The sequence below is a fragment of the Pseudomonas viridiflava genome (assembly GCF_001642795.1).
In the GTDB taxonomy this organism is placed as follows: Bacteria; Pseudomonadota; Gammaproteobacteria; order Pseudomonadales; family Pseudomonadaceae; genus Aquipseudomonas; species Aquipseudomonas viridiflava.
On sequence record NZ_LKEH01000017.1, the window covers coordinates 441,067 to 465,912 of the forward strand.

The 24,846-nt window shown below is 57.7% G+C and carries 25 protein-coding genes and 1 pseudogene; 16 read left to right on the plus strand and 10 right to left on the minus strand.

Annotation, left to right across the window (positions count from 1 at the left end; all coding sequences use genetic code 11):
* The first annotated feature begins 159 nt into the window (after positions 1 to 159).
* Both AO065_RS03080 and AO065_RS03085 read left to right on the plus strand, forming a co-directional pair.
* Positions 160 to 558, plus strand: coding sequence for a hypothetical protein (locus AO065_RS03080; protein ID WP_004887915.1), 399 nt, complete (start codon positions 160 to 162; stop codon positions 556 to 558).
* A gap of 68 nt (positions 559 to 626) precedes the next feature.
* Positions 627 to 1,109, plus strand: coding sequence for a GNAT family N-acetyltransferase (locus tag AO065_RS03085; RefSeq protein WP_004887917.1), 483 nt, complete (start codon positions 627 to 629; stop codon positions 1,107 to 1,109).
* Between the two features lie 66 nt (positions 1,110 to 1,175).
* On the opposite strand, the gene AO065_RS27575 is transcribed toward AO065_RS03085, so the two are convergent.
* The 4 genes and pseudogenes from AO065_RS27575 to AO065_RS03095 all read right to left on the minus strand — a co-directional run.
* On the minus strand, positions 1,176 to 1,301 hold the full coding sequence (locus AO065_RS27575; RefSeq protein ID WP_004887921.1) for a hypothetical protein: 126 nt from the start codon (positions 1,299 to 1,301) through the stop codon (positions 1,176 to 1,178).
* A gap of 76 nt (positions 1,302 to 1,377) precedes the next feature.
* Positions 1,378 to 2,856 (minus strand): chemotaxis protein CheW, encoded by a 1,479-nt coding sequence (locus tag AO065_RS03090; RefSeq protein WP_004887925.1) that lies wholly within the window; start codon positions 2,854 to 2,856, stop codon positions 1,378 to 1,380.
* Positions 2,853 to 3,449: a methyl-accepting chemotaxis protein gene (locus tag AO065_RS27735; protein WP_407072036.1), complete on the minus strand. Its 597-nt coding sequence runs from the start codon at positions 3,447 to 3,449 to the stop codon at positions 2,853 to 2,855. The genes AO065_RS03090 and AO065_RS27735 overlap by 4 nt, the downstream gene beginning before the upstream one ends.
* A gap of 33 nt (positions 3,450 to 3,482) precedes the next feature.
* Positions 3,483 to 4,988 (minus strand): annotated as a pseudogene (locus AO065_RS03095) (PAS domain-containing protein); the annotation flags it as partial.
* 763 nt (positions 4,989 to 5,751) lie between these two features.
* On the opposite strand from AO065_RS03095, the gene AO065_RS03100 reads away from it, so the two are divergent.
* From AO065_RS03100 to AO065_RS03110, 3 genes are all read left to right on the plus strand, one after another.
* On the plus strand, positions 5,752 to 5,928 hold the full coding sequence (locus AO065_RS03100; RefSeq protein ID WP_004887928.1) for a con-10 family general stress protein: 177 nt from the start codon (positions 5,752 to 5,754) through the stop codon (positions 5,926 to 5,928).
* Positions 5,929 to 6,141: 213 nt separating this feature from the next.
* On the plus strand, positions 6,142 to 6,489 hold the full coding sequence (locus AO065_RS03105) for a con-10 family general stress protein (protein ID WP_004887929.1): 348 nt from the start codon (positions 6,142 to 6,144) through the stop codon (positions 6,487 to 6,489).
* Between the two features lie 128 nt (positions 6,490 to 6,617).
* Entirely contained in the window at positions 6,618 to 7,169 is a 552-nt protein-coding gene (locus AO065_RS03110) for an ATP-dependent Clp protease proteolytic subunit (RefSeq protein ID WP_004887931.1), read from the plus strand.
* A gap of 16 nt (positions 7,170 to 7,185) precedes the next feature.
* Here the strand turns inward: AO065_RS03110 and AO065_RS03115 are convergent, their stop codons facing one another.
* Positions 7,186 to 7,512 (minus strand): hypothetical protein, encoded by a 327-nt coding sequence (locus AO065_RS03115; RefSeq protein WP_032652485.1) that lies wholly within the window; start codon positions 7,510 to 7,512, stop codon positions 7,186 to 7,188.
* Between the two features lie 575 nt (positions 7,513 to 8,087).
* On the opposite strand from AO065_RS03115, the gene cyoA reads away from it, so the two are divergent.
* The 8 genes from cyoA to AO065_RS03155 all read left to right on the plus strand — a co-directional run bounded on the left by cyoA (position 8,088) and on the right by AO065_RS03155 (position 17,038).
* Positions 8,088 to 8,996 carry a ubiquinol oxidase subunit II gene (cyoA, locus tag AO065_RS03120; protein ID WP_004887937.1) on the plus strand — a complete coding sequence of 303 codons (909 nt, stop codon included), beginning with the start codon at positions 8,088 to 8,090 and terminating at the stop codon, positions 8,994 to 8,996.
* Position 8,997: 1 nt separating this feature from the next.
* Positions 8,998 to 10,971 (plus strand): cytochrome o ubiquinol oxidase subunit I, encoded by a 1,974-nt coding sequence (gene cyoB / locus AO065_RS03125; protein WP_004887939.1) that lies wholly within the window; start codon positions 8,998 to 9,000, stop codon positions 10,969 to 10,971.
* Between the two features lie 2 nt (positions 10,972 to 10,973).
* Positions 10,974 to 11,588, plus strand: coding sequence for a cytochrome o ubiquinol oxidase subunit III (gene cyoC, locus AO065_RS03130; protein WP_004887940.1), 615 nt, complete (start codon positions 10,974 to 10,976; stop codon positions 11,586 to 11,588).
* Between the two features lies 1 nt (position 11,589).
* A complete protein-coding gene (gene cyoD / locus AO065_RS03135) occupies positions 11,590 to 11,928 on the plus strand; it encodes a cytochrome o ubiquinol oxidase subunit IV (RefSeq protein ID WP_004887942.1) in 339 nt (112 codons plus the stop codon).
* Between the two features lie 61 nt (positions 11,929 to 11,989).
* Positions 11,990 to 12,385, plus strand: coding sequence for a DUF2934 domain-containing protein (locus AO065_RS27385; RefSeq protein WP_235811624.1), 396 nt, complete (start codon positions 11,990 to 11,992; stop codon positions 12,383 to 12,385).
* Between the two features lie 392 nt (positions 12,386 to 12,777).
* A complete protein-coding gene (locus AO065_RS03145) occupies positions 12,778 to 14,967 on the plus strand; it encodes an ATP-binding protein (RefSeq protein WP_032652488.1) in 2,190 nt (729 codons plus the stop codon).
* Positions 14,968 to 15,126: 159 nt separating this feature from the next.
* Complete coding sequence (locus AO065_RS03150; RefSeq protein WP_004887949.1) at positions 15,127 to 16,293, plus strand: hypothetical protein; 1,167 nt, start codon at positions 15,127 to 15,129, stop codon at positions 16,291 to 16,293.
* Between the two features lie 19 nt (positions 16,294 to 16,312).
* Positions 16,313 to 17,038 carry a DUF892 family protein gene (locus AO065_RS03155; protein WP_004887953.1) on the plus strand — a complete coding sequence of 242 codons (726 nt, stop codon included), beginning with the start codon at positions 16,313 to 16,315 and terminating at the stop codon, positions 17,036 to 17,038.
* 214 nt (positions 17,039 to 17,252) lie between these two features.
* Here AO065_RS03155 and AO065_RS26975 read toward each other — a convergent pair whose 3' ends face one another.
* Positions 17,253 to 17,450, minus strand: coding sequence for a DUF2934 domain-containing protein (locus tag AO065_RS26975; RefSeq protein WP_004887955.1), 198 nt, complete (start codon positions 17,448 to 17,450; stop codon positions 17,253 to 17,255).
* 408 nt (positions 17,451 to 17,858) lie between these two features.
* Between AO065_RS26975 and AO065_RS03165 the strand changes: the two genes are divergently transcribed.
* Positions 17,859 to 18,245, plus strand: a complete 387-nt coding sequence (locus AO065_RS03165; RefSeq protein WP_004887957.1) for a hypothetical protein — start codon at positions 17,859 to 17,861, stop codon at positions 18,243 to 18,245.
* Between the two features lie 19 nt (positions 18,246 to 18,264).
* Here AO065_RS03165 and AO065_RS03170 read toward each other — a convergent pair whose 3' ends face one another.
* The 4 genes from AO065_RS03170 to AO065_RS03185 form a co-directional block, all read right to left on the minus strand.
* Positions 18,265 to 19,716: an amidase gene (locus AO065_RS03170; protein WP_004887959.1), complete on the minus strand. Its 1,452-nt coding sequence runs from the start codon at positions 19,714 to 19,716 to the stop codon at positions 18,265 to 18,267.
* A gap of 61 nt (positions 19,717 to 19,777) precedes the next feature.
* Positions 19,778 to 20,719 carry a SphA family protein gene (locus AO065_RS03175; RefSeq protein ID WP_004887961.1) on the minus strand — a complete coding sequence of 314 codons (942 nt, stop codon included), beginning with the start codon at positions 20,717 to 20,719 and terminating at the stop codon, positions 19,778 to 19,780.
* 68 nt (positions 20,720 to 20,787) lie between these two features.
* Positions 20,788 to 21,759 carry a helix-turn-helix domain-containing protein gene (locus AO065_RS03180; protein ID WP_004887962.1) on the minus strand — a complete coding sequence of 324 codons (972 nt, stop codon included), beginning with the start codon at positions 21,757 to 21,759 and terminating at the stop codon, positions 20,788 to 20,790.
* Between the two features lie 115 nt (positions 21,760 to 21,874).
* A complete protein-coding gene (locus AO065_RS03185; protein ID WP_004887964.1) occupies positions 21,875 to 22,885 on the minus strand; it encodes a GlxA family transcriptional regulator in 1,011 nt (336 codons plus the stop codon).
* Positions 22,886 to 23,009: 124 nt separating this feature from the next.
* On the opposite strand from AO065_RS03185, the gene AO065_RS03190 reads away from it, so the two are divergent.
* Both AO065_RS03190 and AO065_RS03195 read left to right on the plus strand, forming a co-directional pair.
* Positions 23,010 to 23,900: an MBL fold metallo-hydrolase gene (locus AO065_RS03190; protein WP_032652481.1), complete on the plus strand. Its 891-nt coding sequence runs from the start codon at positions 23,010 to 23,012 to the stop codon at positions 23,898 to 23,900.
* Between the two features lie 81 nt (positions 23,901 to 23,981).
* Complete coding sequence (locus AO065_RS03195; RefSeq protein WP_004887967.1) at positions 23,982 to 24,527, plus strand: cysteine hydrolase family protein; 546 nt, start codon at positions 23,982 to 23,984, stop codon at positions 24,525 to 24,527.
* Positions 24,528 to 24,846: the final 319 nt, after the last annotated feature.

The following is a 24,846-nucleotide window of genomic DNA, read 5'->3' on the forward strand; positions in this document are numbered from 1 at the left end:
GGAGCGATGTGCACGATCAGTGTTGAGGCAGACTTGTGTATAACGATGCTCTGCGTCCCATCGGGTCGGTTCACTTAACTGTTTCAGGAGCCCGCGCCACGATAAAAGGCCTGATGCACCTATGGTCAGACGCCTCGCACAATGGCTATGCTGCGCCCCATGAATGCATCGCTTCCTACCCGAAACCCTTGCCCACCCGGCGTCTGCGATTGCGAACGGGATCGGCTCGATGCGCCTGACGCCGACCGGCGGATTCTGCTGCTTACCCGCGATCAGGAGAAGCGCCTGCTTGAGCGTCTCGAGGCCATCACCAGCCTGGACGATCTGGAACACGTGCTGCGCAAGATCGAAGCACAACTGGGCGTCCGTGTAGAGGTCATGCCGGGCTTCAACGAGGTGCGCACGATGCGCGGCATCAATATAGTCGTAGAGCAGAAAATCGGTGTCTGCCGCAAGACTCGCCAATCCATCCCCGCCGCCATCAGACGGGCGCTGGAAGCCAACCCGCACATCGCCTGGCAATTGCTCAACGCCAACGACCTGCTGCGCGACGCCTGACTACCGGACTGTCGGACGATGCGGCTATCATGCCGCGCCATCATCCTGCAGCCTGCCAAGGAGTCTTTGTGTCCCTCACCATCCGCCCCGCCACTGCCGCCGACGCCAGCCAGATTCTGGCGTTCATCACCGAACTTGCGATCTACGAACGTGCCGGGCATGAGGTCAAGGCCAGCGAAGAGGACATTCAGCGCTCCCTGTTCGCAGACAATGCACCCGCCAAGGCGTTGATGTGCCTGTACGACGACAAGCCCATCGGGTACGCCGTGTATTTTTACAGCTACTCCACCTGGCTGGGTCGCAACGGCGTGTACCTGGAAGACCTGTACATCACGCCAGAACAACGCAGCGTCGGTGCTGGACGCAAATTGTTGCGACACATCGCTCGCGAAGCGGTAGCCAACGACTGTGGCCGTCTGGAATGGAGTGTGCTGGACTGGAACGAACCCGCCATCAAATTCTACGAAGCCATCGGCGCAGCGCCGCAGGATGAGTGGGTGCGCTATCGGATGGAAGGCAGTGTTTTACACGATTTCGCAGCAGGCGAATGATCGTTAGACGCCAGTAAACGAAAACGCCCGGTCTGTGAAGGCCGGGCGTTTTTATAAAGACAGGTGTCAACAAACACCAGGCGGAATGCCATCCTTATTGAAGTCCTTGAGGCGTTCCTTTTCCTCGGGCGTCGAGTGCGCAGGCACGTCGTCGCGAGGTTCCGGTTTCTTTTCATCTTTCTTGTCAGTCATCGTCAGATGCTCCACTCGTGGCTGTCAACGTAAGGCCACATGCGCAGCGTTCGGTTCAGATTGATTCACCCTCACATCACGCGACCGCGCGTTGCTGCACGCTCTGCTCCAGTTGTCTGGCCACGCCTTGCAAGTCCAGCAGCGTCAAACGGGAACTGCGTTCAGGACTGCCGACACTGACCAGTGAGCGCGCCCGGTCGTTGACCGAAATATCCTTGCCCAGATTGGTCTGCCAACCCTGCTCCAGCATTGCCGGATCAAACTGATTGAACGCATCGATCGAGTCGACCCGACTCACTGTAAATCCGAAACAGAGACGTTCACCCCGCACAATCAGCACGCGGGACGCTTCGGTCTGTGCTGGCGCTGTCTCGCCAAGCAGGCTGCTCAGGCAGATCAACGGCACCTGCTCACCGCGCAGATTGAACTGCCCCAGCAGATGCGTAGAGGGTTGGGCCAGGCCGATCAGTTGCCGGGGCACGGCAAGAATTTCGACGATCTGGCTCAACGGGGCCACGAAGCGGGTCGGCGCGTCGAACAACAGACAGGCATGCCGCAGCATCGCCTTGGTGACGTCATGGGAGGCTTGCGCAGGCTGTACGTCGTTCTGATAGACCTTGGTGTAGCTGGTGACCTCAGGCCGTTGCAGCAGCGCCGGATGATCGAGCAACAAGGCTTGCTCACCTTCCTTCAGATTCATCACACCGGCGAACAGCTCGGGATGAGGTAAACCATACGCGGGCGCCGCCAGGAGGCTGTCCGGGTCCTGCCGATGAATCGCGACCATACGGTCGTAACCAAACCCGCATACACGCCCGTCCGGCGCGGTCAGCAGCAGGAGTTGAGGCTTGGAAACCTGCCGCGTGTGATCCAGCCCCAGGACCTCGGAAAGATTGAGCGCCGGCACCTTTGTGCCGCGCACCGAGGTAACGCCAAAGCAGCAATCGCTGCCGAAATCCGATGCGCTGATTTCAGGTCCGTCCACCAGTTCGGTAACCACGCTGGCATCGATGCAGAAGTGCCGACCGTCGCACTCGAAGACCAGATAGTGCAACAAGCGACGCTTGGCCGCCTGTGCTTCCTCCTTGAGCAACTGTGCGTGCTGATCGGCCGCAAACATGACGCCCGGCAGACTGGCCAGTACCTGCAGATCCAGCTTGTAGATCATGCGCGACTCTTCGCTGCCCAACAGCAGCTCCGGCAGCAATCCGGTGCTGTTGCCGCCAGGTCCTATCGAACAGAACTGCGCGTCACGCGCCTTGAGAATGTCGCACACCGTGTCGATCGCCAGCCCCAGGTAGCCGCCGCCGAACTTCAGGATGGCAACGAGCGGCGTAGGTGCCGAATTGTCGGCACCTTCGGCAAGCTGACCACGCAGATCCACCAGTGGCACCGGTTTGCCACGCAGTGTGAACACGCCGAGCAGCGCACCGCGTGTCAGCGGGTGCGACTGCAGATCGGCCGGCCAGTGCACCGCCTCCATCAACGCATCGGCGATGACCGCCAGGTAGGTGCCATTTATCTGCACCACGCCATAGGCATGCATGTCATTCATGCCGGTTGCCCGAGGGATACCCTGTCCAGCGCCTCAGTGCTGCTGCCATTGGCATTGGCCTTGTGCAGCTCGACGATCAACGACTCGACTTCCTGCGCAGAAACACGCTGTTTCTCGGTGGCCGCATTGATCCCGTCAATGGCCTGAGTGGTCTGCATCACACCTTCGACAATGTGCTCGAAGGCTTCGCCCGCGCTGAGGGAAATCTCGTTGCCCGACTCGATCCGGCCGACCGTTTCGAGAATCAGCTTGTTGATCTCCTTGGTCGCCCGCGAAGACTTCTCGGCCAGCTTGCGCACCTCGTCCGCCACGACCGAGAAACCAAGGCCATGCTCACCGGCGCGCGCCGCTTCGATGGCTGCGTTGAACGCCAGCATGTTGGTCTGGCTGGCAATTTCGCTGATGACCTGAACGATATCCTGAATGCCTTCAGCCGATTTGGCGATCATGCCCATCGCTTCGGACGCCTTGTTAAGCGTCTGAGAACCACGGCTGGCCTGATCACGCGTCTGCCTGGCCAGTTCGGTGGCGGTGTCAGTGCTTTGCGCGACGTAGGCAATCGCGCTCATCAGCGCCTTGACCGAATTGTCCATGGCCAGAGTCTTGGCCTCGATGGCCTGTTCGATCTCGACCTGACGGGTGATGTCGGTGGCGAACTTGACGACTTTGAACGGCTTGCCTTCGTGGTCGAAGATCGGGTTGTAAGTTGCCTGAATCCAGATGTGCTGGCCGTATTTGCTCAGGCGCATGAAGCGACCCGAGAAGAATTCGCCCTGCCCCAGGCTGTGCCAGAACTCGCGATAAGGCGTGCTGCGCACGTATTCCTCTTCGCAGAAGATCCGATGATGCTGGCCCATGAGCTCCTGCATCCCGTAACCCATTGCTTTGAGGAAGTTGGGGTTGGCCGTGAGGATGTTGCCGGCCATGTCGAATTCAATGACTGCCTGGGCACGGTCGATTGCCGTGACCTTACCCTTGTCCTCGACACTGCTTTCCTTGGCGTCGGTCACGTCCAGCGCGAACTTGACGATCTTGTAGGCCTTGCCCTGAGCATCGAAGATCGGGTTGTAGGTGGCCTGAATCCAGATCTCCCTGCCGTCCTTGCGCTTGCGCTTGTATTCGTTGGCGTCGTATTCGCCACGGCCCAGCTTGTCCCACAGTTCGCGATAGGCAAGGCTGCTAATGAACTCCTCGGAACAGAACATGCGGTGATGCTCACCGACAATCTCGTTCAGGTCATAACCGAATACGTTGAGGAAGTTGCGGTTGGCGGTCAGCACCTTGCCGGTCAGATCGAACTCGATCACGGCTTGGGAACGCTCGATGGCGGTCACCTTGCCGGCCTGCTCGGCCTGGCGGGCGCGGCTTTCCGTCACGTCGTTGGCGAACTTGACGACCTTGTACGGACGACCGTCCGGATCGAGGATAGGGTTGTAAGTGGCGCTGATCCACAGCTCGCGACCGTTCTTGCCGACGCGTTTGTATTCGCCCGAGTCATACTCGCCACGCTCAAGCTTCGCCCAGAAGGCACGGTAGGCCGGGCTGTTGAGGTATTCGTCATCGCAAAACATGCGGTGGTGCTGACCCTGAACCTCGTCCAGACGGTAGCCCAGAATCGACAGAAAATTTTCGTTGGCGCTGAGCACACGACCGTTCAGGTCAAACTCGATCACCGCCTGCGAACGCTCGATGGCAGACACCTTGCCTTCGTATTCGGCATTGGTCTTGCGTTGATGGGTCACGTCGGTTGCGAACTTCACGACCTTGAACGGATTGCCGTGCTCGTCGAGCACCGGGTTGTAGGTCGCCTGCAGCCAGATTTCCTTGCCGCCCTTGCCCAGCCGTTTGTATTGACCTTCATCGAATGCGCCCTCGCTCAGCTTCTTCCAGAACGTTGCATATTCCAGGCTGGAAGCGTGGTCGGGGGTGCAGAAAATGCGGTGATGACGGCCCTGAATTTCGTCGAGGCGATAGCCAACGCAGTCCAGAAAATTGGTGTTGGCCCGCAGGATGTTGCCTTCAAGATCGAATTCAATCATCGCTTGCGACCGATCAATGGCCGTCATGAGCGAGTGGAGGTCCAACTGCACCCCGGTTATGTCCTTAGGGGTACTTACAGTTGTTGTCGACATGAACAGTGCTCTGAGAATTAAAGCAATTAGGAAAAAAGGTGATGCACATCAGTGTTCGCGGGCGAGGCAAACGCTTCACAGCGCATGCCACGTTGCTGCCTGCCGGGCAAAACAGGTAATCGTATTTCTCGATGACCCCGATAGCGCTGCAGCCCATACGGACTAACGGTTGGCGTCGAGCTCTAGGCTCATGAAGACCTGACAGCTACAACAGATTGCGCCATGAGCCATTAGTTCGCCACTACCGGTAATCCGATGTTTCGGAGTGTCACGCCATCAGGAAAAAAACCAGATCACCAGGACGACTGCCCCGGTCCATGTAAGGGTGAGCAGGAACGAAAGCCCTGCCAGACGCGGATCCATGTGCCTCCCGGATGTGACAGGAAAAGTGCCTGAAAAAAATCAGCCTCTGCATACGGGTGGCGAGGTCCGGTGGATCACCGCTTCGATCATTATTTTTTTGCCGGTCTGGCGACCTGAGACGGCGCTGCTCCACGTACGCTCGAAACAACGCACGCTGACGTGAGTGATCGAGAAAACGATAGATCACAAAAAAAGCGTAACGGCTGTCAGACCGATATCGAAACTGTACAAACTCGCCCGCTTAATTCGTTACCTGTACAAAGCCTTTACAACTGCTGCCACTTATCGGCCGGAAAACAAATAGTAAAAGCATTCTGCGCCTGACGCTTATCGGAGTAAGTGTCCGTTCTGGAAACTGGACGCCAACTTCGAGAATCGTAAATGATACTGGAGAGCCATCATGACTACAGGCAATAAAAACCCGGGAAACTTCGCCAATGATCGCGAGAAAGCATCGGAAGCCGGTAAGAAAGGAGGACAAGCCTCGGGCGGCAACTTTGCCAACGACCGGGAAAAAGCCTCTGAGGCAGGTAAAAAAGGCGGACAAAACAGCCATGGTGGCGGCCGCAAATCCTGATTGATCCGTGTCAACCATGTTCCGGCTTGTTTACGTCAAAAGGGGCTATTCCGAACAGGCCCTGCAGCGTCTGATCAACACTGCATAACGCGTAGACGAGCCCGGAACCCGACACTTTCTGGCAGGTATTTATAATGCCTGCAGCGAAGATTCATACAATCGACCCCGATTGTTGACTTGTACAGTACTGCAACTTCAATGAGGTATCAGAAAATGGCACAAGATAAACAAGGCGGCATGAGTGTAAACGAAGCGGGCAAGAAAGGCGGCGAAGCAACCTCAGCCAGCCACGACAAAGAGTTCTATCAGGACATTGGCAGCAAGGGCGGTCAGAACAGCCCAGGCAACTTCAAGAATGACCCCGAGCGCGCTGCGGAAGCCGGCAGCAAAGGCGGCCAGAACAGCGGCGGCAATTTCAAGAACGACCCTGAGCGCGCCGCGGAAGCCGGCAGCAAGGGAGGCCAGAACAGCGGCGGCAACTTTGCCAATGATCGCGAAAAGGCATCTGAGGCCGGACGCAAAGGTGGACAAAACAGCCATGGGGGCGGACGCAACAGCTAGTCCACAGGCGTTGACGTGACGAAGGTATTCGTCTCTGCTCACAACGATCACCCGACCGGTTACGGCGTCTTCGGACACCACGACCGGCCGGGTGTTCGACTGTCCGTTATTTACCACGAAGGTGCGTCATGACCTTGCATATCATCAACTTCACCGGCCCCATCAATGCGTCTACCTGCGGCCAGACCATTGAGAAGGCGGCACTGGCGGTTCAGAGCAAAGCCACGGGCCTTACGATCAACATTGCGACGCTGGGCGGCGAGTGCAGTTACGGATTCACTCTCTACAACTTTCTGATGGCGCTTCCGATTCCGGTGCACACGCACAATCTCGGCACCGTGGAATCCATGGGCAACATCGTCTTTCTGGCGGGCGAGCGCAGAACGGCGTGCCGACACAGCAAGTTCCTGTTTCACCCGTTTCACTGGTACCTGAATGGTTCTGTCGACCACTCACGCATGTCTGAATACGCCATGAGCCTGGATTACGACCTGCAGCTCTATGCCCGCATTGTGGGTGAGCGCACCAAAAATGCTGAAGAGAAGCTGGAGATCGAAAAGTACCTGACCGCCGCACCGCGCATTCTGGATCCCGCGCAAGCGCTGACGGCCGGGATGATTCACGCGGTGACGACTCCATCCCTGGAAGGCGAATTCGTCATTCACACCGTCCATTCATGAGCCGCCGTCCTGCCGATCAATCGTCGTCATCGTCTTCTTCACGATCAGCGCGATCGGCACAGGGCAGTCGGCCCGACTCCCCTCCGGCAATCCGCTCGGCCTGATCCCGACCCCGTTTCATGGCATCCGGAACCGTCCACTCGGCGCCCGGCAATCTGGTGGTTCGCTTCGCCACGGAGCGTCCCTCCTTATCACAAACGCTGACGACCAATTCGATATCGCCGTCCGGCAATTCATGGGCACACACATTAGCCTTGCAACCATTCTCAAGGTCACGTTCATAACTTTTTTCAATAACCGGATTAACAGGCTGCGCAGATGAAGTGGATGACTTGTTGAACATACTGCCCTCCGAAAACACGATGACATGCAGGACACACCTGATCAGCATATAAAACTTACAGCCAACTGCCATGGCACCCGACAAGAGGCATCCTGCCGCTTCGTTAGTTACGCCGCTCGTCGCCTCTTGAACATTTTCTTAAAACCAAGCCACACTTGCTGCATTCAAACCGGTTGGTAGCCAGAACGAAGTCGGCGCAAACACTATCGCAACAGGCCAAGTGCTAATGTATATGGCCAGGAGTCGCCGAATGTCGCCTATATCGGATAGAGACCAGAACAATTGTTCCGAATACGCAAACACCCCTCCCAGTCATGCCGTTTATGAACGTCGCATGGAAAACGTCGCTAATCTGACAACCAAGAACAGGCAATCAAAAGGCCAGCATTCACCGCAGCGTGACATTCAACCGGATAACACTTATGAGCATCTTGAACGGCGCAACCTTTATTGACTGTCGGCAGGTTCAATAACGTTTTCGTTCGAGCCCGTATTGGTTTTATAGCCAGTCGGTACTTAGAGTGATGGCAACTTAGTTGCACTTTGGTTTATCTGAAACGCGAGGTAGAAGGTCAATGCGAACGGTCAAATCCTGTCTGGTGGCGCTCTGTTTCGCTCTGATGTCAGGGTGCAACTGGGTGATTTTCAATCCCAAGGGTCAGATCGCACTCGAGCAGCGCAACCTGATCATCCTCGCCACCGCCCTGATGCTGATCGTCGTAATTCCGGTCATCGTGATGACGTTTCTGTTCGCCTGGCAGTACCGGTCGACCAACAAGAAAGCCAGGTACTCCCCGCGCTGGGCAAGCTCCCACAAGATCGAAGCCGTGGTGTGGGGCGTTCCCCTGGTCATCATTATCATTCTGGGCTGGGTGACCTGGGTCACGACGCACGAGCTCGACCCTTACCGCCCGATCGAATCCGACAACCCGCCGATCAACGTCCAAGTGGTCGCCATGGATTGGAAGTGGCTATTCATCTACCCGGATCTGGGCATCGCCACGGTCAACGAGCTGGCCATGCCGGTGCACACGCCAGTCAGTTTCACGGTCACCTCTGACGCTGCCATGAATTCGTTTTTCATCCCGGCCCTGGGCGGCCAGATCTATGCCATGGCCGGCATGCAGACCCGCTTGCACCTGATTGCCAACGAGGTCGGCCAGTACCGGGGCATCTCCGCCAACTACAGCGGTCCCGGTTTCTCCGACATGCATTTCAGCACTCTGGCCACGACGCCCGCCGACTTCGAGGCCTGGGTCACAAAGGTCAGGAACACCTCCCGAACACTCGATCCAGCAACTTACAAGACGCTGGCGACGCCGACTCACGGCTATGACATCACCTACTACTCAGCTGTCGATCAGCAGCTCTTCAAGACCATCGTCGACAAGTACGAAGGGATGAACAAATCAAGAAGGACGATACCGGAGCCAGTGGCCTCCGAAGATGCCGATGACCGTAATTCGACGCAGAAGGAGCGCTGACATGTTCGGAAAACTGTCTTGGGACGCCATCCCGCTTCATGAACCCATCATCATGTATACCCTTGCGATAGTGGGTCTCATCGCAGTGGGGATGGTCGGTTCGATTACCTGGAAAGGGGCCTGGGGTTACCTGTGGCGCGAGTGGTTCACTTCGGTGGACCACAAGAAGATCGGCTGCATGTACATCATCGTTGCGCTGGTCATGCTGCTGCGCGGGTTTTCAGACGCCATCATGATGCGCACGCAACAGGCGATGGCCGCTGAGGGAGGTCCGGGGTATCTGCCGCCCGAGCATTACGACCAGATTTTTACCGCACACGGCGTGATCATGATTTTCTTCATGGCGATGCCGTTCATGGTTGGCCTGCTGAATATCGTGGTGCCGCTGCAGATCGGCGCCCGCGACGTGGCTTACCCGTTCCTCAACGCGCTGAGTTTCTGGCTGTTCGTGGTCGGTGCCGCGCTGGTGAATATTTCGCTGGGCGTCGGCGAATTCGCGAGGACCGGATGGGTGGCCTATCCCCCGCTCTCTGAACTGGGATACAGCCCGGGCGTCGGCGTGGACTACTACATCTGGTCGTTACAGATATCAGGGATAGGCACGTTGCTGACGGGGCTCAATTTCTTCGTGACCATCCTGAAGATGCGCACCACCGGCATGACGCTGTTCAAGATGCCGGTGTTCACCTGGACGGCGCTGTGCACCTCGGTACTGATCCTCGCGGCGTTCCCGATCCTGACCGCCACGCTGTTCATGCTCACCCTGGACCGCTACCTGGGCATGCACTTCTTCACCAGCGAAGCCGGTGGCAACCCGATGATGTACGTGAACCTGATCTGGGCGTGGGGGCATCCGGAGGTGTACATCCTGATCCTGCCCGCGTTCGGCATCTTCTCGGAGATCGCGGCAACCTTCAGCAGCAAACGCCTGTTCGGCTACAAGTCGCTGGTGTGGGCCACCATCGTGATCACCGTGCTGTCGTTCATCGTCTGGCTGCACCACTTTTTCACCATGGGCGCCGGTGCCAACGTCAACGCGTTCTTCGGCATCATGACCATGATCATTGCCGTACCGACGGGCGTGAAGATCTTTACCTGGCTGTTCACCATGTACCACGGCCGGGTGCGTTTCGAGACGCCGATGCTGTGGACCATCGGCTTCATCGTGACCTTCAGCATCGGCGGCATGACCGGCGTATTACTGGCCGTGCCCGGTGCCGACTTCCTGCTGCACAACAGCCTGTTTTTGGTCGCCCACTTCCATAACGTGATCATCGGCGGCGCGGTATTTGGCTATATGGCCGGGCTCACGTACTGGTTCCCCAAGGCGTTCGGGTTCAGGCTCAACGACCGGCTGGGAAGACTCTCGTTCTGGTGCTGGATTGTCGGTTTCTACTTCGCGTTCATGCCCTCCTACGTGCTGGGTTTCATGGGCATGACGCGACGTCTCAATCACTTCGACAACCCCGAATGGCGTCCGTGGCTGATGCTGGAGCTGATCGGCGTGGCGATCATTCTGGTGGGCGTGGCCGGACAGGCCCTGCAACTGTTCGTCAGCATCCGCAATCGCCACAAGACCCGCGACACCACAGGCGATCCCTGGGATGCCCGGACACTGGAGTGGGCGACCGCCTCCCCGCCTCCCGTCTACAACTTTGCCGAGCAGCCAAAAGTGGATGATCTGGATGCCTACTGGGGCATGAAAGAACGTGGTGTCAGCACCCTCAGTCATACCGACTACCGCGCCATCCATATGCCTCGCAATACGGCTGCCGGTCTGATCATCAGTCTGTTTGCACTGATCGCAAGCTTCGCGCTGGTCTGGCACATCTGGTGGCTGGCTGCCTTCGGTTTGGTTGCGTCTGTGGTGACGATGGTCATTCGCAGTAACGACGACAACATCGACTACTTCATACCGGCGCAGGAAGTGGCTGAAATCGAACAGGCGCGACTCAAAGAATTGGCGGAGGCATGAGCATGTCTAACATTGTGATCGACAAGGACATTGCCCATAACCATGAGCAAGGTCACGAAGACTCGGGCTCGATGTCGGTCTTCGGGTTCTGGATTTACCTGATGACCGACTGCATCCTGTTCGCGACGCTGTTCGCAGGCTATGCGGTACTGCGCGACAGCGTTGCAGGCGGGCCGTCCACGGTGGACATTTTCGAACTGCCCTACGTGCTCACCGAAACCATGCTGCTGCTGTTCAGCAGTATTACTTACGGCTACGCCATGCTGGCCATGAACCGCGATGACCGTACCGGCGTGCTGCGCTGGCTGGGGGTGACGTTCCTGCTGGGCGCCGCCTTCATTGCCATGGAGATCAATGAATTCCATCACCTGATCGAGCAGGGCTACGGCCCGGATCGCAGCGGATTTCTCACTGCATTCTTCACGCTGGTCGGCACGCATGGCGCTCACGTATTGACGGGGCTGGTGTGGATGGCGGTACTGATGTGGCAGGTGCACAGCCGTGGACTGACGACCGTGCACGCAACCCGGCTCAGTTGCCTGAGCCTGTTCTGGCACTTTCTCGATGTGGTCTGGATCTGCGTGTTCACTGTCGTCTACATTCTGGGGGTTCTCTGATATGTACACTCAAAGCCCTGTGCGCAGCAGCGCCGGAACCAGCCACGGCAGCAGCCGTTCTTACATGGTCGGTTTTATCCTGTCGGTTGTCCTGACCCTGATTCCCTTTCTTCTGGCCATGTACCCCGCACTGCCGCGAATGACGACGTTGTGGCTGGTGGTGTTGACCGGGCTGATTCAGATCGTCGTGCACCTGAAATTCTTTCTGCACCTCGATACCGCAGCCGAGCAACGCTGGAACATGCGCGCGCTGATATTTTCCCTTGTGATCATTGTCCTGCTGGTGGGGCTGACGTTGTGGATCATGTTCAGTATTCATCACAACATGCTTGCACACTGACTTTGCCACTGTTCGGAACTTGCTTGAGAAGAACGTGTTACTGCTTGATCCATGACACTTCATGGATCAAGCAAGCTCATACCTGCACCCCAGCGAGAATATTTTCGCAGCTCCGCTCATCTGTTTTATTCCTGAAACACCCCCCGACGATCTAGATCAACTAATCTTTATCTCAGGGCGTTATGCACCCCTTGTTTTTATAGAGAAGGAGAACGTAATGAACGAAGAAACCCTCAAACAGATCGCTTACCGTCTGTGGGAAGAACAGGGAAAGCCCGAAGGCATGGATTTTGAACACTGGCTGGAGGCCAGACGGGAACTGGATGGCCAGAACAGCGACGGCCTGACAGGCTCCATCACCAGCAGCGTTGCGCCTCCCGCCCCGAAAAACAAGGTAAACCCGGTGAAAAGGAAGGTTGGAAAGACGAAATCCGGTACATCATCAAGCACCGCCTGACTTTAATCAGTCCCTCGCAGCTGCCGTTTCTGATGCGGCAGCTACTGCCTGATTTCGCCTCCAAATAACGATATTTTCTTCTTGTAATAATTTACAAAAACACTCATTTGAATATATTACCCACTCAATAAGATATCGACTTTATTGCTGAATCAATGCACTTTATTCCTCTCTGAAAATATCCTTTACAGGTGCCAAAAATGCTTAAAAAAAACAGACACTTTTTTATCGAGTGGCTGTTTTTCGCTATTCCACTCCAGACTGAAACAGATGTTTTACTGCCATAGCGCAAACACGTCCCACTGTTCGACCTTGTAGTTTCAAGACTTTTACGGAATATGGATATGCCAGCATCAGGAGCAAAAGAGCCATGCGCCTGCGGGATGAATTACATGAACAGGTTTGAACGGGAGCAGGCACTGCTGCGCCAACGCAAGGTGCTGGCAGAGTTTGGAGAACTGGCGCTGATCAGCCCGGATCTGGATATCGTGATCAACTCGGCCTGTGCCAGGGCTGGCGAAGCACTGGGAACCCATCTGGCAAAGTTCGTACAGATCACGCAGGACAGACGACAGATGTGGGTCCGCAATGGCGTCGGCTGGACACCGGGGATCGTTGGTCAGCTCAGACTGCCTTTGAAAAAGGGCAGTCCTGAGTGGCACTCGCTGCACATCAACCAGCCCGTCATCTCGACCGACGCGGTCCAGGACACCCGCTTCAAGCTGCATCCTTTTCAAACCGATCATCAGGTAAAGGCCTTCGTGAACGTCATCGTTTACGCACCTCATGACCAGTCACCCATCGGTATCTTTCAGGTCGACAGCCGTGTCTCGCGTGCCTTCAGCGACCGCGACGTGGATTTCCTGCGCAGTTACGCCAACCTGATCGCAGGCTGTTTCGAACGTTTCCGGATTACCGACGCGCTCAAGGCAACCGAGGCGCGGCTGCGTGAAAGCGAACGGCAATACCGTATTGCCGTGCAACTGAATCCGCAGATTCCCTGGACGGCAGACGCTCAAGGCACCATCACCTCTCTGGATCATCGCTGGTCGGATTTCTCCGGTGTGCTGCGCGAGAAGACGCTGGGCCAGGGCTGGAGACAATCCACGCACCCGGATGACATGTCCATGATCATCCAGCAGTGGCGCCAATCGGTCGCGACGTTACAACCGTTCGATATTCAGGTGCGTCTGCGAAAGGCGATGGGTGAGTATCACTGGTACCGCGTCCGGGCCTTTCCCGATCTGGATGACGAAGGCTTATGCAGGCAGTGGTACGGCACCGTCGAAGACATCAACGAGCGCGTTCAACTGGAGTCTGTGCTGCGCCAGTGGAATGATCACCTTGAAGAGCGCATTGCCGAACGAACCCGACAGTTGCAGGAGGAACAGCGTGAGCGCGAAGCCGCCGAAGCCAAGCTGCGGCAAAGTCAGAAGATGGAAGCCGTGGGCCAGTTGACCGGGGGCATTGCCCATGACTTCAACAATCTGCTGGGCAGCATCTCCGCCAGCCTGGAACTGATGCGACTGCGCCTGGACAGCCAACGTTATTCCGAAGTAGACAAGTATCAGGCGCTGGCGATGACGGCGGTGAAACGAGCGGCGGCCCTGACCGCGCGACTGCTGGCGTTCTCACGCCTGCAACCGCTGGAGCCGCAAGTGCTTGACCCCAGTGCCGTGGTTGCCAGCATGGAGGACATGATCCGTCGCACCATGGGTCCGACGATTCAGGTGACATGCCAGTTGAGCAGCGTGGGCAATATCAATTGCGACCTCAATCAGCTGGAAAACGCGCTGCTCAATCTGTCGATCAACGCGCGGGACGCCATGCCCAAAGGCGGCACGCTGACCCTTTGCACCCAGCGCCTGGAGCCCGACGAGGCGATGGCTGTGGCAGAGGATCTGCAGCCACTGCCTTACGTATTAATCTCGGTCATTGATGACGGCTGCGGGATGGACGAAGAAGTCTTGCGACGGGCGTTCGACCCTTTCTTCACGACAAAAAAACTGGGTCAGGGCACCGGTCTCGGGTTATCGATGATCTACGGATTCACCCGCCAGTCCGGTGGACAGGTACGTATCCAGAGCGAATCGGGAGTCGGCACAACCGTGACCATGTACTTCCCCGTCGATCAGAGAACCGTCGAACAGACGGCCGACACCACGTATGCCGCCATGCCGGAAAAAAACGGAAACGGCGAAGTGATTCTGATTGTGGACGATGAAACCGGTGTTCGTGAAATCGCCGCCGACCTGCTGTCCGACCAGGGTTACGACGTGTTCGAGGCAGCCGACTGCATATCGGCTCTCGAACAGGCCAGGACGCTCGACAGGCTGGACCTGCTGATCACCGACATCGGCCTGCCAGGCCCCATGAACGGCATCATGCTGGCGCAGGAACTGACGGCGTCGCGTCCTGCCCTCAAGGTGCTGTTCATCACCGGCTACACCAAGGCAGAAGGCATCACCGAAGGACAGTCGCTGGGGAAAATGCTGTTCAAACCTTTCAGCCTGATCGAATTTTCCGACAGCGTAAAAAGCATTCTGAGCAAGAACGAGGACTCCAGAACCGACCTCGCCTAGTGCCGTGCGCTGGTCATTCGAAGACCCGTTTTCTCCATTCGTCAGCCACACCGTTTGTTCGACGGCCACTGGTCAGACGCTGGAAATCCTGGTGAGCCATGGCCGGTCACTCAAAGGAATGCACAGGTTTATTCCAGACCTGACGACCGGAGAAAGCGCATGACAACACTTTCCAACCTGCTCGACAACAAGGGTACACCGCTCGATAAACAGCACTTCACCTGGAAGGAAATGGCAGGCAAGCCCATCTCCAAACTGGATGACGATGCCTTCACCCGGGTACGGGTGATCCTCATGAACGGCGTGGAGTCAGACGCCCTGCGTCTCAAGCATTTCGGCTCCCGTTTTAACAAGGCGTTGCGCGATCCTCTCGCACAGGTACGCCGCGCAGAGCAGCACCAGATGACCATGGTCAACTGGCTGCTGTCGGCGGACCACTCGCCACTGGAAACCACGGTGGCCTACGAGCAGACGGCCATCGAAATCACCGCCGCCGTGGCGCAGACCGAGCCGGACCCTTATCAGGCGCAGACCTACCGCTTCGGACTGCTCGAGGATTTCGATCACCTGTACCGTTACTCGGCAATGCTTGATCGCCTTGAAGGCAAGGATGCGAACAACATTCTTCAGGGCTACACCGACCTCGTGCCAGGGCGTCCGACCAGCGAGCATCATCGTGCGCCGCAGGATGACCTGCGTGAGAACTACCATAAGGGTCAGGCCAAGCTCATTACCAAGATCCACGCCGCGCTGATCACTGCAGCCGAATACCAGACCCATGACTATTACATGAACATCGGCCCGACCTTTGCCGACCCGGTGGCACGTGCGTTGTACGCTGAAATCGCCTCGGTGGAAGAACAGCATGTCACCCAGTACGGCTCGCTTCAGGACCCGGACGAAACCTTCATCGAGAAATGGCTGATCCATGAAGCGATGGAAGTCTACGCCTACGCCAGTTGTGCCGAACAGGAAGACAATCCGCGCATCAAGGCGATGTGGGAACGCTTCGTCGACTACGAACTGGGGCATCTGAATCTGGCCTGCGAGCTGTTCAAGAACCTTGAGCGCCGCGATCCGGCCGAAATCCTCGGCGGACAGCTACCCGAGATGATTGCGTTCAAAAGTCAGCGGGATTTCGTGCGCACCACACTCGCCGCAGAAGTCGACCTGCGGGCGCATGGGGTCCGTTACGTCAACAAGCAAGATGAAAATCAGGCATCGCTGGATTACCGCGCCCGCCTGAACGCACAAGGTGTTCCGGCGAGTGTGGCGTCCGCCGGCTACAACTGGCAGCCCGGCACCGAACTGAACCACTCACTATAAGCACGCAGGGGAACCCGTCATGACGAGTCCTGAATTGAAACTTGGCCTCAACCGCACGCCTGTCCAGCTGTCTCCCGATGATACCCAGCGACAGATCGAAGCCACACAACGCTTCCCGGCCGATGTGCCCGGCAGCATCGAACAACTGACCGAAGAGCGCCAGCAAGCCATTCTCAACGCGGACACAGTCGGGTCCGTCCCGATTCCAGGCTCGCTGAAGGGTATGGTCAAAAGCGCCCTGGATAAATTGCGCGGCAAGAACCCGGAAGTGCTCATCGATAAACTGGGCGAGCGGCTGGCGTTCGAGCGCACCGGGGTTCGCATGTACGAAGCCATGATTGCCAAGGCCTTGTCGGCAAAGGGTGCGGACAGCGTGCTGGTCGATACCTTGCGACAGATCCAGCGCGAAGAGCATCAGCATATGGCGGTGCTGCGCAAGGCCATCGAAACCCTGGGTGGCGACCCTACTGCCATGACGCCCTGCGCAGACGTGGCCGCCGTCAAGTCGCAAGGCGTGATGCAAGTGCTGACCGACCCACGCACCACGACCTCGCAGTGCCTGAGCGCAATCCTGACCCTGGAACTGGAAGACAACGACGCCTGGGCCATGTTGATTGAACTCACTCGCAAGGCCGGGCATCCGATGATTGCCGGCGACTTCGAACAGGCATTGCGTGAGGAAGAAGAGCACCTGAGTGCCATCCGCACGGTCCTGAAAGAAAACCTGCTGGCACAGGTCGACTGAACATGACCGGTGAAGGGCAATCCGTGACTGCCCTTCATCGGCATAACAAGAGAAACAGCCTCATGAACATCCCTGCCCGTTTCGAATTCCATTACGTCCAGAATGGCGTAAAACAAAGCGTGACCATTCTCACAGACACGCTTTTCAAAAAGCCTGCGCCTGTCCTGTCTTTGCGGGCACAGCCGTCACCCGCGCTGAAGAAATCCGGCAAACATTAGTTTGCAGGCCGCTCACCGCTGGACTCGATCTGCTCGGATGAGTCAAGCAGTGCGGCGTCCGCTGGCGGCTGGTCGGCCTCCAGCGTCTTTTGCGCCTTGTCCCAGAACTCGAGGCGTTCACGTTCGCCCTCCGGACTGCCCGCCTGTTGCCACAGTTCATAGGCTTTCTGACGGACTTTTTCTTCGTCGATCATCTTGATTTCCTCTCTGCCTGACATACGGTCGAGCCTTGAAGCAGGCCCTTTCAGGATGACCGAACGCTGATCTGGAAGTTGTGCGTTCATGGCATCAGACCGACCACTGGATACACCGATAATCTCCCTCGGCCGACAGTCCATGACGCTCGTCAGAAGCGCGCATTCCATCCCATTGCCGCTCATACCTTTCGTCTTTCAATTAAACGAACTTGTACTTTTTTTGACAGCCCTATACAAAGGTGGACCGCAATATCACAGGGCCACTAGACACACCCATGACCAACTGAATCGATCCGAAATACATTCATCAATGCGGCAACCATGAGCAAGGACCAAGCCCGCTGGCAGACAAAAACAATGGTGCAGATCAAGGAGGATGATCGAGCAGTGCTACCCGGAGTTATCATGAACGAAAGATGTGAAATCGTGCCCTCCACCCTTCTGCAAAGACTGGCGAAGATAGACAGACTGCCCTGCCCCGATCAGTCGGCAGCCGTGCAGGAACTTCGTGAACTGATCATCAGCCCCACACCCTTGCCACTCGACGACGACCTTCGTTACATCCTCGGCAGAGCCAACTTCAGCTGCATGTCCATTGCGCAGGGCCTGAGGCTGCTGGGTTATCAGATCCCGGAAAAATCCGAGGACGAACAGGCGGCGGCCATCCACTGGATGCTGTCCCACTACCTGCGCGATCCGGTGAACTGGCGACGCAACGCGTCGGATGAATTCCAGTGCGGTGCCGACCTTGAAGCACCGATACGACCCGGCTCACATCAGCCGGGTGTCTGATAAAGCGTGAAACCGCCCATCAGAAACGACAGGCATTGACCAGCGGTACGCGACCGCGCCAAGGCTGGGCGCGTTCCAGTTGCGCGGCGAGTGCCAGCAGCGTGCTTTCCTCGCCGAACCGTCCGGCAAAGTGTGCGCCCATGGGCAAGCCCGCAGCGCTCCAGAACAGCGGCACCGACATCGCGGGTTGACCGCTGGCATTGAACAGCGCGGCAAAGGGCGAGTAGCGGTGAGAGCGCTCGATCATGTCGTCCAGGCTCAGGCTGAGATCCGGGACGACCAGCTCACCGATGCGTGCCGGCTCACGCGTCAGGACCGGCGACAGAATCACATCGTAGTCCTGCATGAACGTTGCCAGTTGACGACCCAGTGCATGAACCCACTCAACAGCAGCAGCGTAACGAGCGCCGCTGACATTGCCCTTGTCGCGCAGAATGATGCGCGTGCGTGCTTCCAGTTCGGCGTCCTGCACATCGAAACCGCGCATGCGCCCCAGCAGGTCGACGTGATTGCGGGTGTTGGCACCGATGATGGTAAACACGTGATCCAGAAATTCCGGCAACACCACGGGCAGGCTGACCGGCTCGATTCGATGTCCGAGGGACTCGCACAATTGCGCCGCTTCGCGCACCGCAGCCAGGCTCTCGGCCGAGGTGGGCCAGGTGCCCGACTCCTCGATCAAGGCAATACGCAGGGGCTTGGGATCACGCTGCAGTGCGCTGACATAAGACGTGGCCTGAACAGGCGCCGCGTAGGGCGCACCAAGGTCCATGCCAGCCGTGGCGTCCAGCAGGGCGGCACTGTCACGCACCGACAAGGTGAGCGCATGTGCAGTGCTCATACCGGCCCAGCCTTCGCCCACCATCGGACCGGACGGCATCAGCCCGCGACTCGGCTTGAAGCCGAACACACCGCAGCACGATGCAGGCACCCTTAATGAACCACCGCCGTCATTGCCGTGAGCAAAAGGCACGACCCGCGCCGCCACGAGTGCCGCTGCACCGCCACTCGAACCGCCAGCACTGTGCTCAAGGCTCCACGGATTGCGAGTCGCGCCAAAGCGTGTGGACTCTGTGGAATAGGACGTTCCGAATTCCGGTGCGGTCGTCGTTCCGACAAGCACGCACCCGGCACGCCTGAGGCGATCGACCCCTTCGGCGTCAAACGTGGCGCGAAACTCGCCCATGGACAATGAACCGTTGCTCATGACAGCGCCGTTGACGGGCGAAAACAGATCCTTGATAAGCGTCGGCACGCCCGCAAAAACGCCCTGGCCTTTTGCAGCGCCCAGCGCAGCATTGCGGGCTGAATCATAGAGTCGCTCGGCGACGGCATTGAGCTGCGGCTCGACCTGCTCGATACGCTGGATAACGCCCTCCAGCAGATCAATTGGCTGGACCTCGCCACGCCTGACCCACTCGGCCAGCCCTGTACCGTCCTCGTCGTTCAACAACCTCTGAATGTCTTTCATGCGAAGCCCCTGATGGTTTGAAATCGAGCTGAAATGGAACGTGGCCGCTGACGCAACCGCATTAAAAACTGTGGCCGACCCGTAACGCCACGGTGTAGCCCTCGGAGCGGTTGCGCGCGCCGAATTCCTTGTAGAGATGAAACCACGCCGCTGGCATGCCGGGTTTGAAATAGCTGATTGCAGGGCCTGCTGCGATCACGCGTGAGCGATTGCCCGCTTCCAGCCCTGGCGCATCGTCATCGGAGAACTGGCGGTAATAGAACCCGCCCAGCCCGAGTGTGAACGGACCGGCATGCTGGCCCACCGCAAACTCATGGCGGTATTCGACACCGCTCCTGTAGTCGGTCGCAGGGTTGCGGGTGTTGAAGTCCGTCTGAAAGCTGCTGGACACTTCGAAACCGCCGTCGGTTATGTAGGTCGCGTTGACGGCGGGAGAAAAGGTCCAGTGGTTCAACCCCGGCGAGATAAGGCGATTTCTGTCGTAGTCGCCGGTCGGTGCCTGAATCTGCAAGCGCGCGTTCACGAACAGGTTGGAGGATAGATCCCACTGCAGAATGAGCGGCGACACTGAGATATCGGCCATTCGGAACGGATCCGCCTTGAGATCAAGTGGACCGCCAGGCATCTGCACGCGAAACGAGGCATCCATCTGAAAGAACGGCACCGCCACGCTATAGCCGAAGCGCGCACCCAGCATTCGGTAATCGGTCATGCGAAAGTACGCAACGCCGATGGACAGAACGTCCAGGGAGAAGTTGTTATCCAGCGAACGGCCGTGGCGATCTTTCTGTACGTTGGCCGAATAGAACGCCACACGCATGCCCAGCATGCCCAGCGTGCCCACCGGCGTCGCCGGAGGCAGTATGCCCGCGCCAAAATCGTAGACGCCGAAGGAGGTGGTAGGAGCGCCATTTTCTGTCGCCTGAACTGTGGCGCTCAGGCTCATCAGGCTGAGTGTCAGGAAGGTGAAGCGTCTGATCGTGGAATTATTGTTATGAGTCATTGCATGCCCCTGACCACGAAGGTGGTGGAGCCATGCTATTCAGCGAGGCGTCTTGCCGTTATCCGTTTTCAGCAAAGATGCGTGCGCTGTAATGTCTGCGACGGTGTTTCCCCAAAGAGCGTCCGGTAGTCACTGGAAAAACGGCTCAGGTGCCAGAATCCCCAGCGCGCTGCGACGGTCTGTACCCGTTCGATCCGGCTGCTTTCGCGCAACTCGCGCCTGACTGCGTTAAGACGCAACGTGCGCAGATAGGCAACAGGATTGATGCCCAGCGTTTCCTGAAAGCAGTACTGAAGTTTGCGGCGGCTGGTGCCAATGTGGTTGCACACATCCAGAATCGACAATGGCTCGTCCAGATGCGCCAGAACATGATCACGCGCCCGGTCGACCATTCGCTTTCGCGCCGTTGTATTGAGAGGCGGCGCCTGATCCGGCGCCACCAGTTCCAGCACCTGCAACATGACAGCATCCCTCAGGCCACGACGGATCGAATCGTGCTCGAGCTTCTCCAGACACGCCTGCTCACCGTTCAACAGGTTATCGAACAGCGCAGCGAACCTTGTCCGGACCGTTGGATCGGTCAAGCGGTAACACTTGGGAAGATCGGTAATTTCAAAACGACTGCCCTGACGCTCCAACGCGTGCGCCAAGGCGCCCTCTTCGATCGCCACACCCAGTGCGTCCAGTTGCAGCGGCGTGCTCAACTCTGGAAGATTCTCGCCATGCGCGACGATCAGACTGGGCTCCTGAAGCGTGTGCCCGGCGCAAAACGCCGGACCGTTGGCGCTCAAGGGCAATGCAAAAACAATCGCGCCCTTCCACGCCATGCCACTCTTGGCCAGCGCCTGATTAGAGCGGTCGCGGACCAGTTGCAGCCAGTCCGAGCGAAACTCCGTCAGCTCGCCTTCAAAGCCACCGGGCGTCACTTGATCGTAACGAACCTGCCATCCACCGAGGTTGCGACCGTGCTCGTCGATGTCGCAGGTCTGGAAATGCTGCAGGTGAGGCGCGGTCTGTATCGCCACATTATTGTTATTCATCGGCCCTGCCCTTAATGCGTTTCAAGGTCACTAGGTTGAAAGGAGGCAAATTTTGTTCCGGTGCGGTAGCGGCTGGGTGATTTGTGCCGAAAACGGCTAGTGCACGCGGGGTAAATCAGCGGGACGTTGTGCTGGAACGCTCACTCTCTTTGCCCGTTTCACCCTCACCCCTGTCCCGAAAAAACATCCGCCGATAATCCGAAGGTGACGTGCCCAACTGCGCGCTGAACTGTTGCCGCAAAGACAGCGGTGTACCGAACCCGGCTTCACCTGCGATGCATTCGATCGGCAGATCAGTCGTTTCCAATAACTGCTGTGCCCTGGAAACGCGCTCTGCATTCAGCCAGTGGGAGACCGTACTTCCGGTCGCCTCCTTGAAGCGGCGTGTGAACGTACGTCGGCTCATCCGCGCCTTTTCAGCCAGAACGTCCAGCGACAGGTCATTGCCCAGATTGAGCCGCGCCCACGCGAGCACTTCTGACAGATGAGTTTCGGACGCCAGTTGCGGGACAGGGTTTTCTACGTACTGCGCCTGCCCGCCCTGCCTGTGTGGAGGTGTCACCAGCAGCCTGGCGGTGCGATTCGCCGCATCGGCACCGTGACGTTCACGTATCAGGTGCAGGCAGCAGTCGATGGCAGCCATGGTTCCGGCGGACGTCATGATGTTGTCTGCACTGACGTACAGCACATCGGGCCGAAAACGCGCTGCGGGGAAACGCTGTGCAAAGACGTCGCGGGCGATCCAATGTGTTGTCGCTTCCTTGCCGTCGAGCAAGCCGGCGTCGCCAAGCACGAACGAGCCCAGGCACAACCCCACGATCAGCTTGCCCTGTACATTGGCATCCTGAAGCGCCTTGATGAGCGATTCAGAGGCAGGCCCGAGGTCATCTCCCCAGGCCGGAATGATGATGACATCGGAGCTGTCCATCAACTCAAGCCCTTGCCAGACAGCGATGCCCAGGCCCTGGTCACTGCGGACCATGCCCGGCACCTGCGCACAGTAGTTGATCTCATACCGGGGCTCATCGGGGGCGGCTTCGACAGCACCCAGCACGATCCCCGGCACGGACAGGTGAAACAGGCTTACGCCTTCAAAAGCCAGAACGGCAACGCGTATGGGTGACATGGAGCAATCTCTGGCTGAATTCGAGTTGGCCCGATTCTAACTCATTATGTCATTCAGGCCACTATTGAGCTCGCAGGCATTCGGCAAGAATGGAGCCCTTGAACACATCAACAGGCTACAACTCATGAATGTCAAAACACTACCAATGGCCTTTTGCATCGCTGGCGGCGCAGTCGCCACGGCGGCTTTCGCTGATACCAGCCCTGCCCCGGCTGCCAAGGCGTCCCATAAAGTCGAAATGCATCAGATCCGTAACGCAACCGTGAAAATCACCTACGCGGGCACGACCTTTCTGATCGATCCGATGCTGGCTGAAAAGGGAGCGTACCCAGGGTTTGAAAATACCTACCGCAGCAACCTTCGCAATCCTCTGGTCGAACTGCCCGAATCCACTGATGAGGTCTTGGCCGGCGTCGATGCGGTCATCGTGACCCATACGCATCTGGACCACTGGGATGACGCAGCGCAAAAGGCACTGCCTAAGGACATCCCGCTGTTTGCCCAGCACGAAGACGATGCGAAATTGATTCGTAGTCAAGGCTTCAAAAACGTGCGCGTACTGAACGACGAGGCTGAGTTCGGCGGCGTGAAGATCACCAAGACCGGTGGTCAGCACGGCACGGATGAAATGTATGCCGTGCCAGCCCTTGCAAAGCCTCTGGGCGAAGCCATGGGTGTGGTTTTTCAAGCGCCTGGCTACAAGACGCTTTACCTCGCCGGTGACACTATCTGGCGTAAAGAGGTCGATCAGGCAATCGAGAAGTTCCACCCGGAAGTCATCGTTCTCAATGCTGGCAAAGCAAAGATGACCGGGTATGAGGGCGCGATCATCATGGGCGAAGAAGACGTGCTGCGTGCCTCTCAGGTGGCCAGCAACGCGAAAATCGTCGCAGTCCATATGGATGCCGTCAATCACATGTCTCTGACCCGTGAGGCGTTACGTTCCTACGTCAAGCAGCACGGTATCGAAAACCGCGTGGACATACCGCAAGACGGTGCATCACTCGAGTTCTGATTCAACTCGTGTCGCCGGTGGGACGCAGGTTCGGATTTGGCGGCACACTCATCACGTTCATCATCCGATTGGAGTCCGCTCATGAAACCAGGCCTTATTGTTGTAGATCTTCAGAACGAGTACCTGCCCACCGGCAAGCTGCCGTTGACCGGCATTGAAGCGGCGGTTGCCAATGCCGTACGAGTGATCGCGCATGCCAGAAGCGCCGGCGTTCCGGTGTTTCACATTCGCCATGAGTCCGAGGGTGAAGGTGCCGGGATCTTCGTCAAAGGCTCGAACGGTGCAGAAATTCAGCACTCCGTTGCGCCGCAAGGCGAAGAAACGGTGACGGTCAAGAAACACATCAACGCTTTTCGGGAAACCGATCTCAAGCATCAACTGGAGGCGTTCGGTGTTCAGCAAGTCGTGGTGATCGGCGCGATGAGCCATATGTGCATCGACGCCGTGGTGCGTGCTGCAGCAGACATGGGTTATCCCGTGGCCGTACTCCACGACGCCTGCGCGACGCTGGATCTGAGCTACAACGGCGTGAATGTACCTGCGGCTCAGGTGCATGCTGCGATGATGGCAGCGTTCGAATTCGGCTATGCGACGGTCAAATCCGTCGACGATTACCTTTCTGCCTGAAACCCGCAGTGTGAAGCGCCCGGAGATGTCCGGGCGTTTCGCTTTTACAAGACGAATTCAACCACGCGGCGGCCTTTGTCGTTATACGTACGTCCTCATGAAGAAATACGATGATGATCGTTCCTACGCTCTGCGCTCATCGTTATACACAAGTCATCTGGCTATCCAGTGAGACAGCGGCACTGCCGTGCTTTTTTTACGCGATAGTGCGGACACCGCCGATTGCGACGTGGGTGAAGGCTGAGTCGTGGCGCTGATTCGGGGGGCAATCGGCATGGATGCCGATTGAGCTGCACTGGGCCATGGATGGCCCATTTGC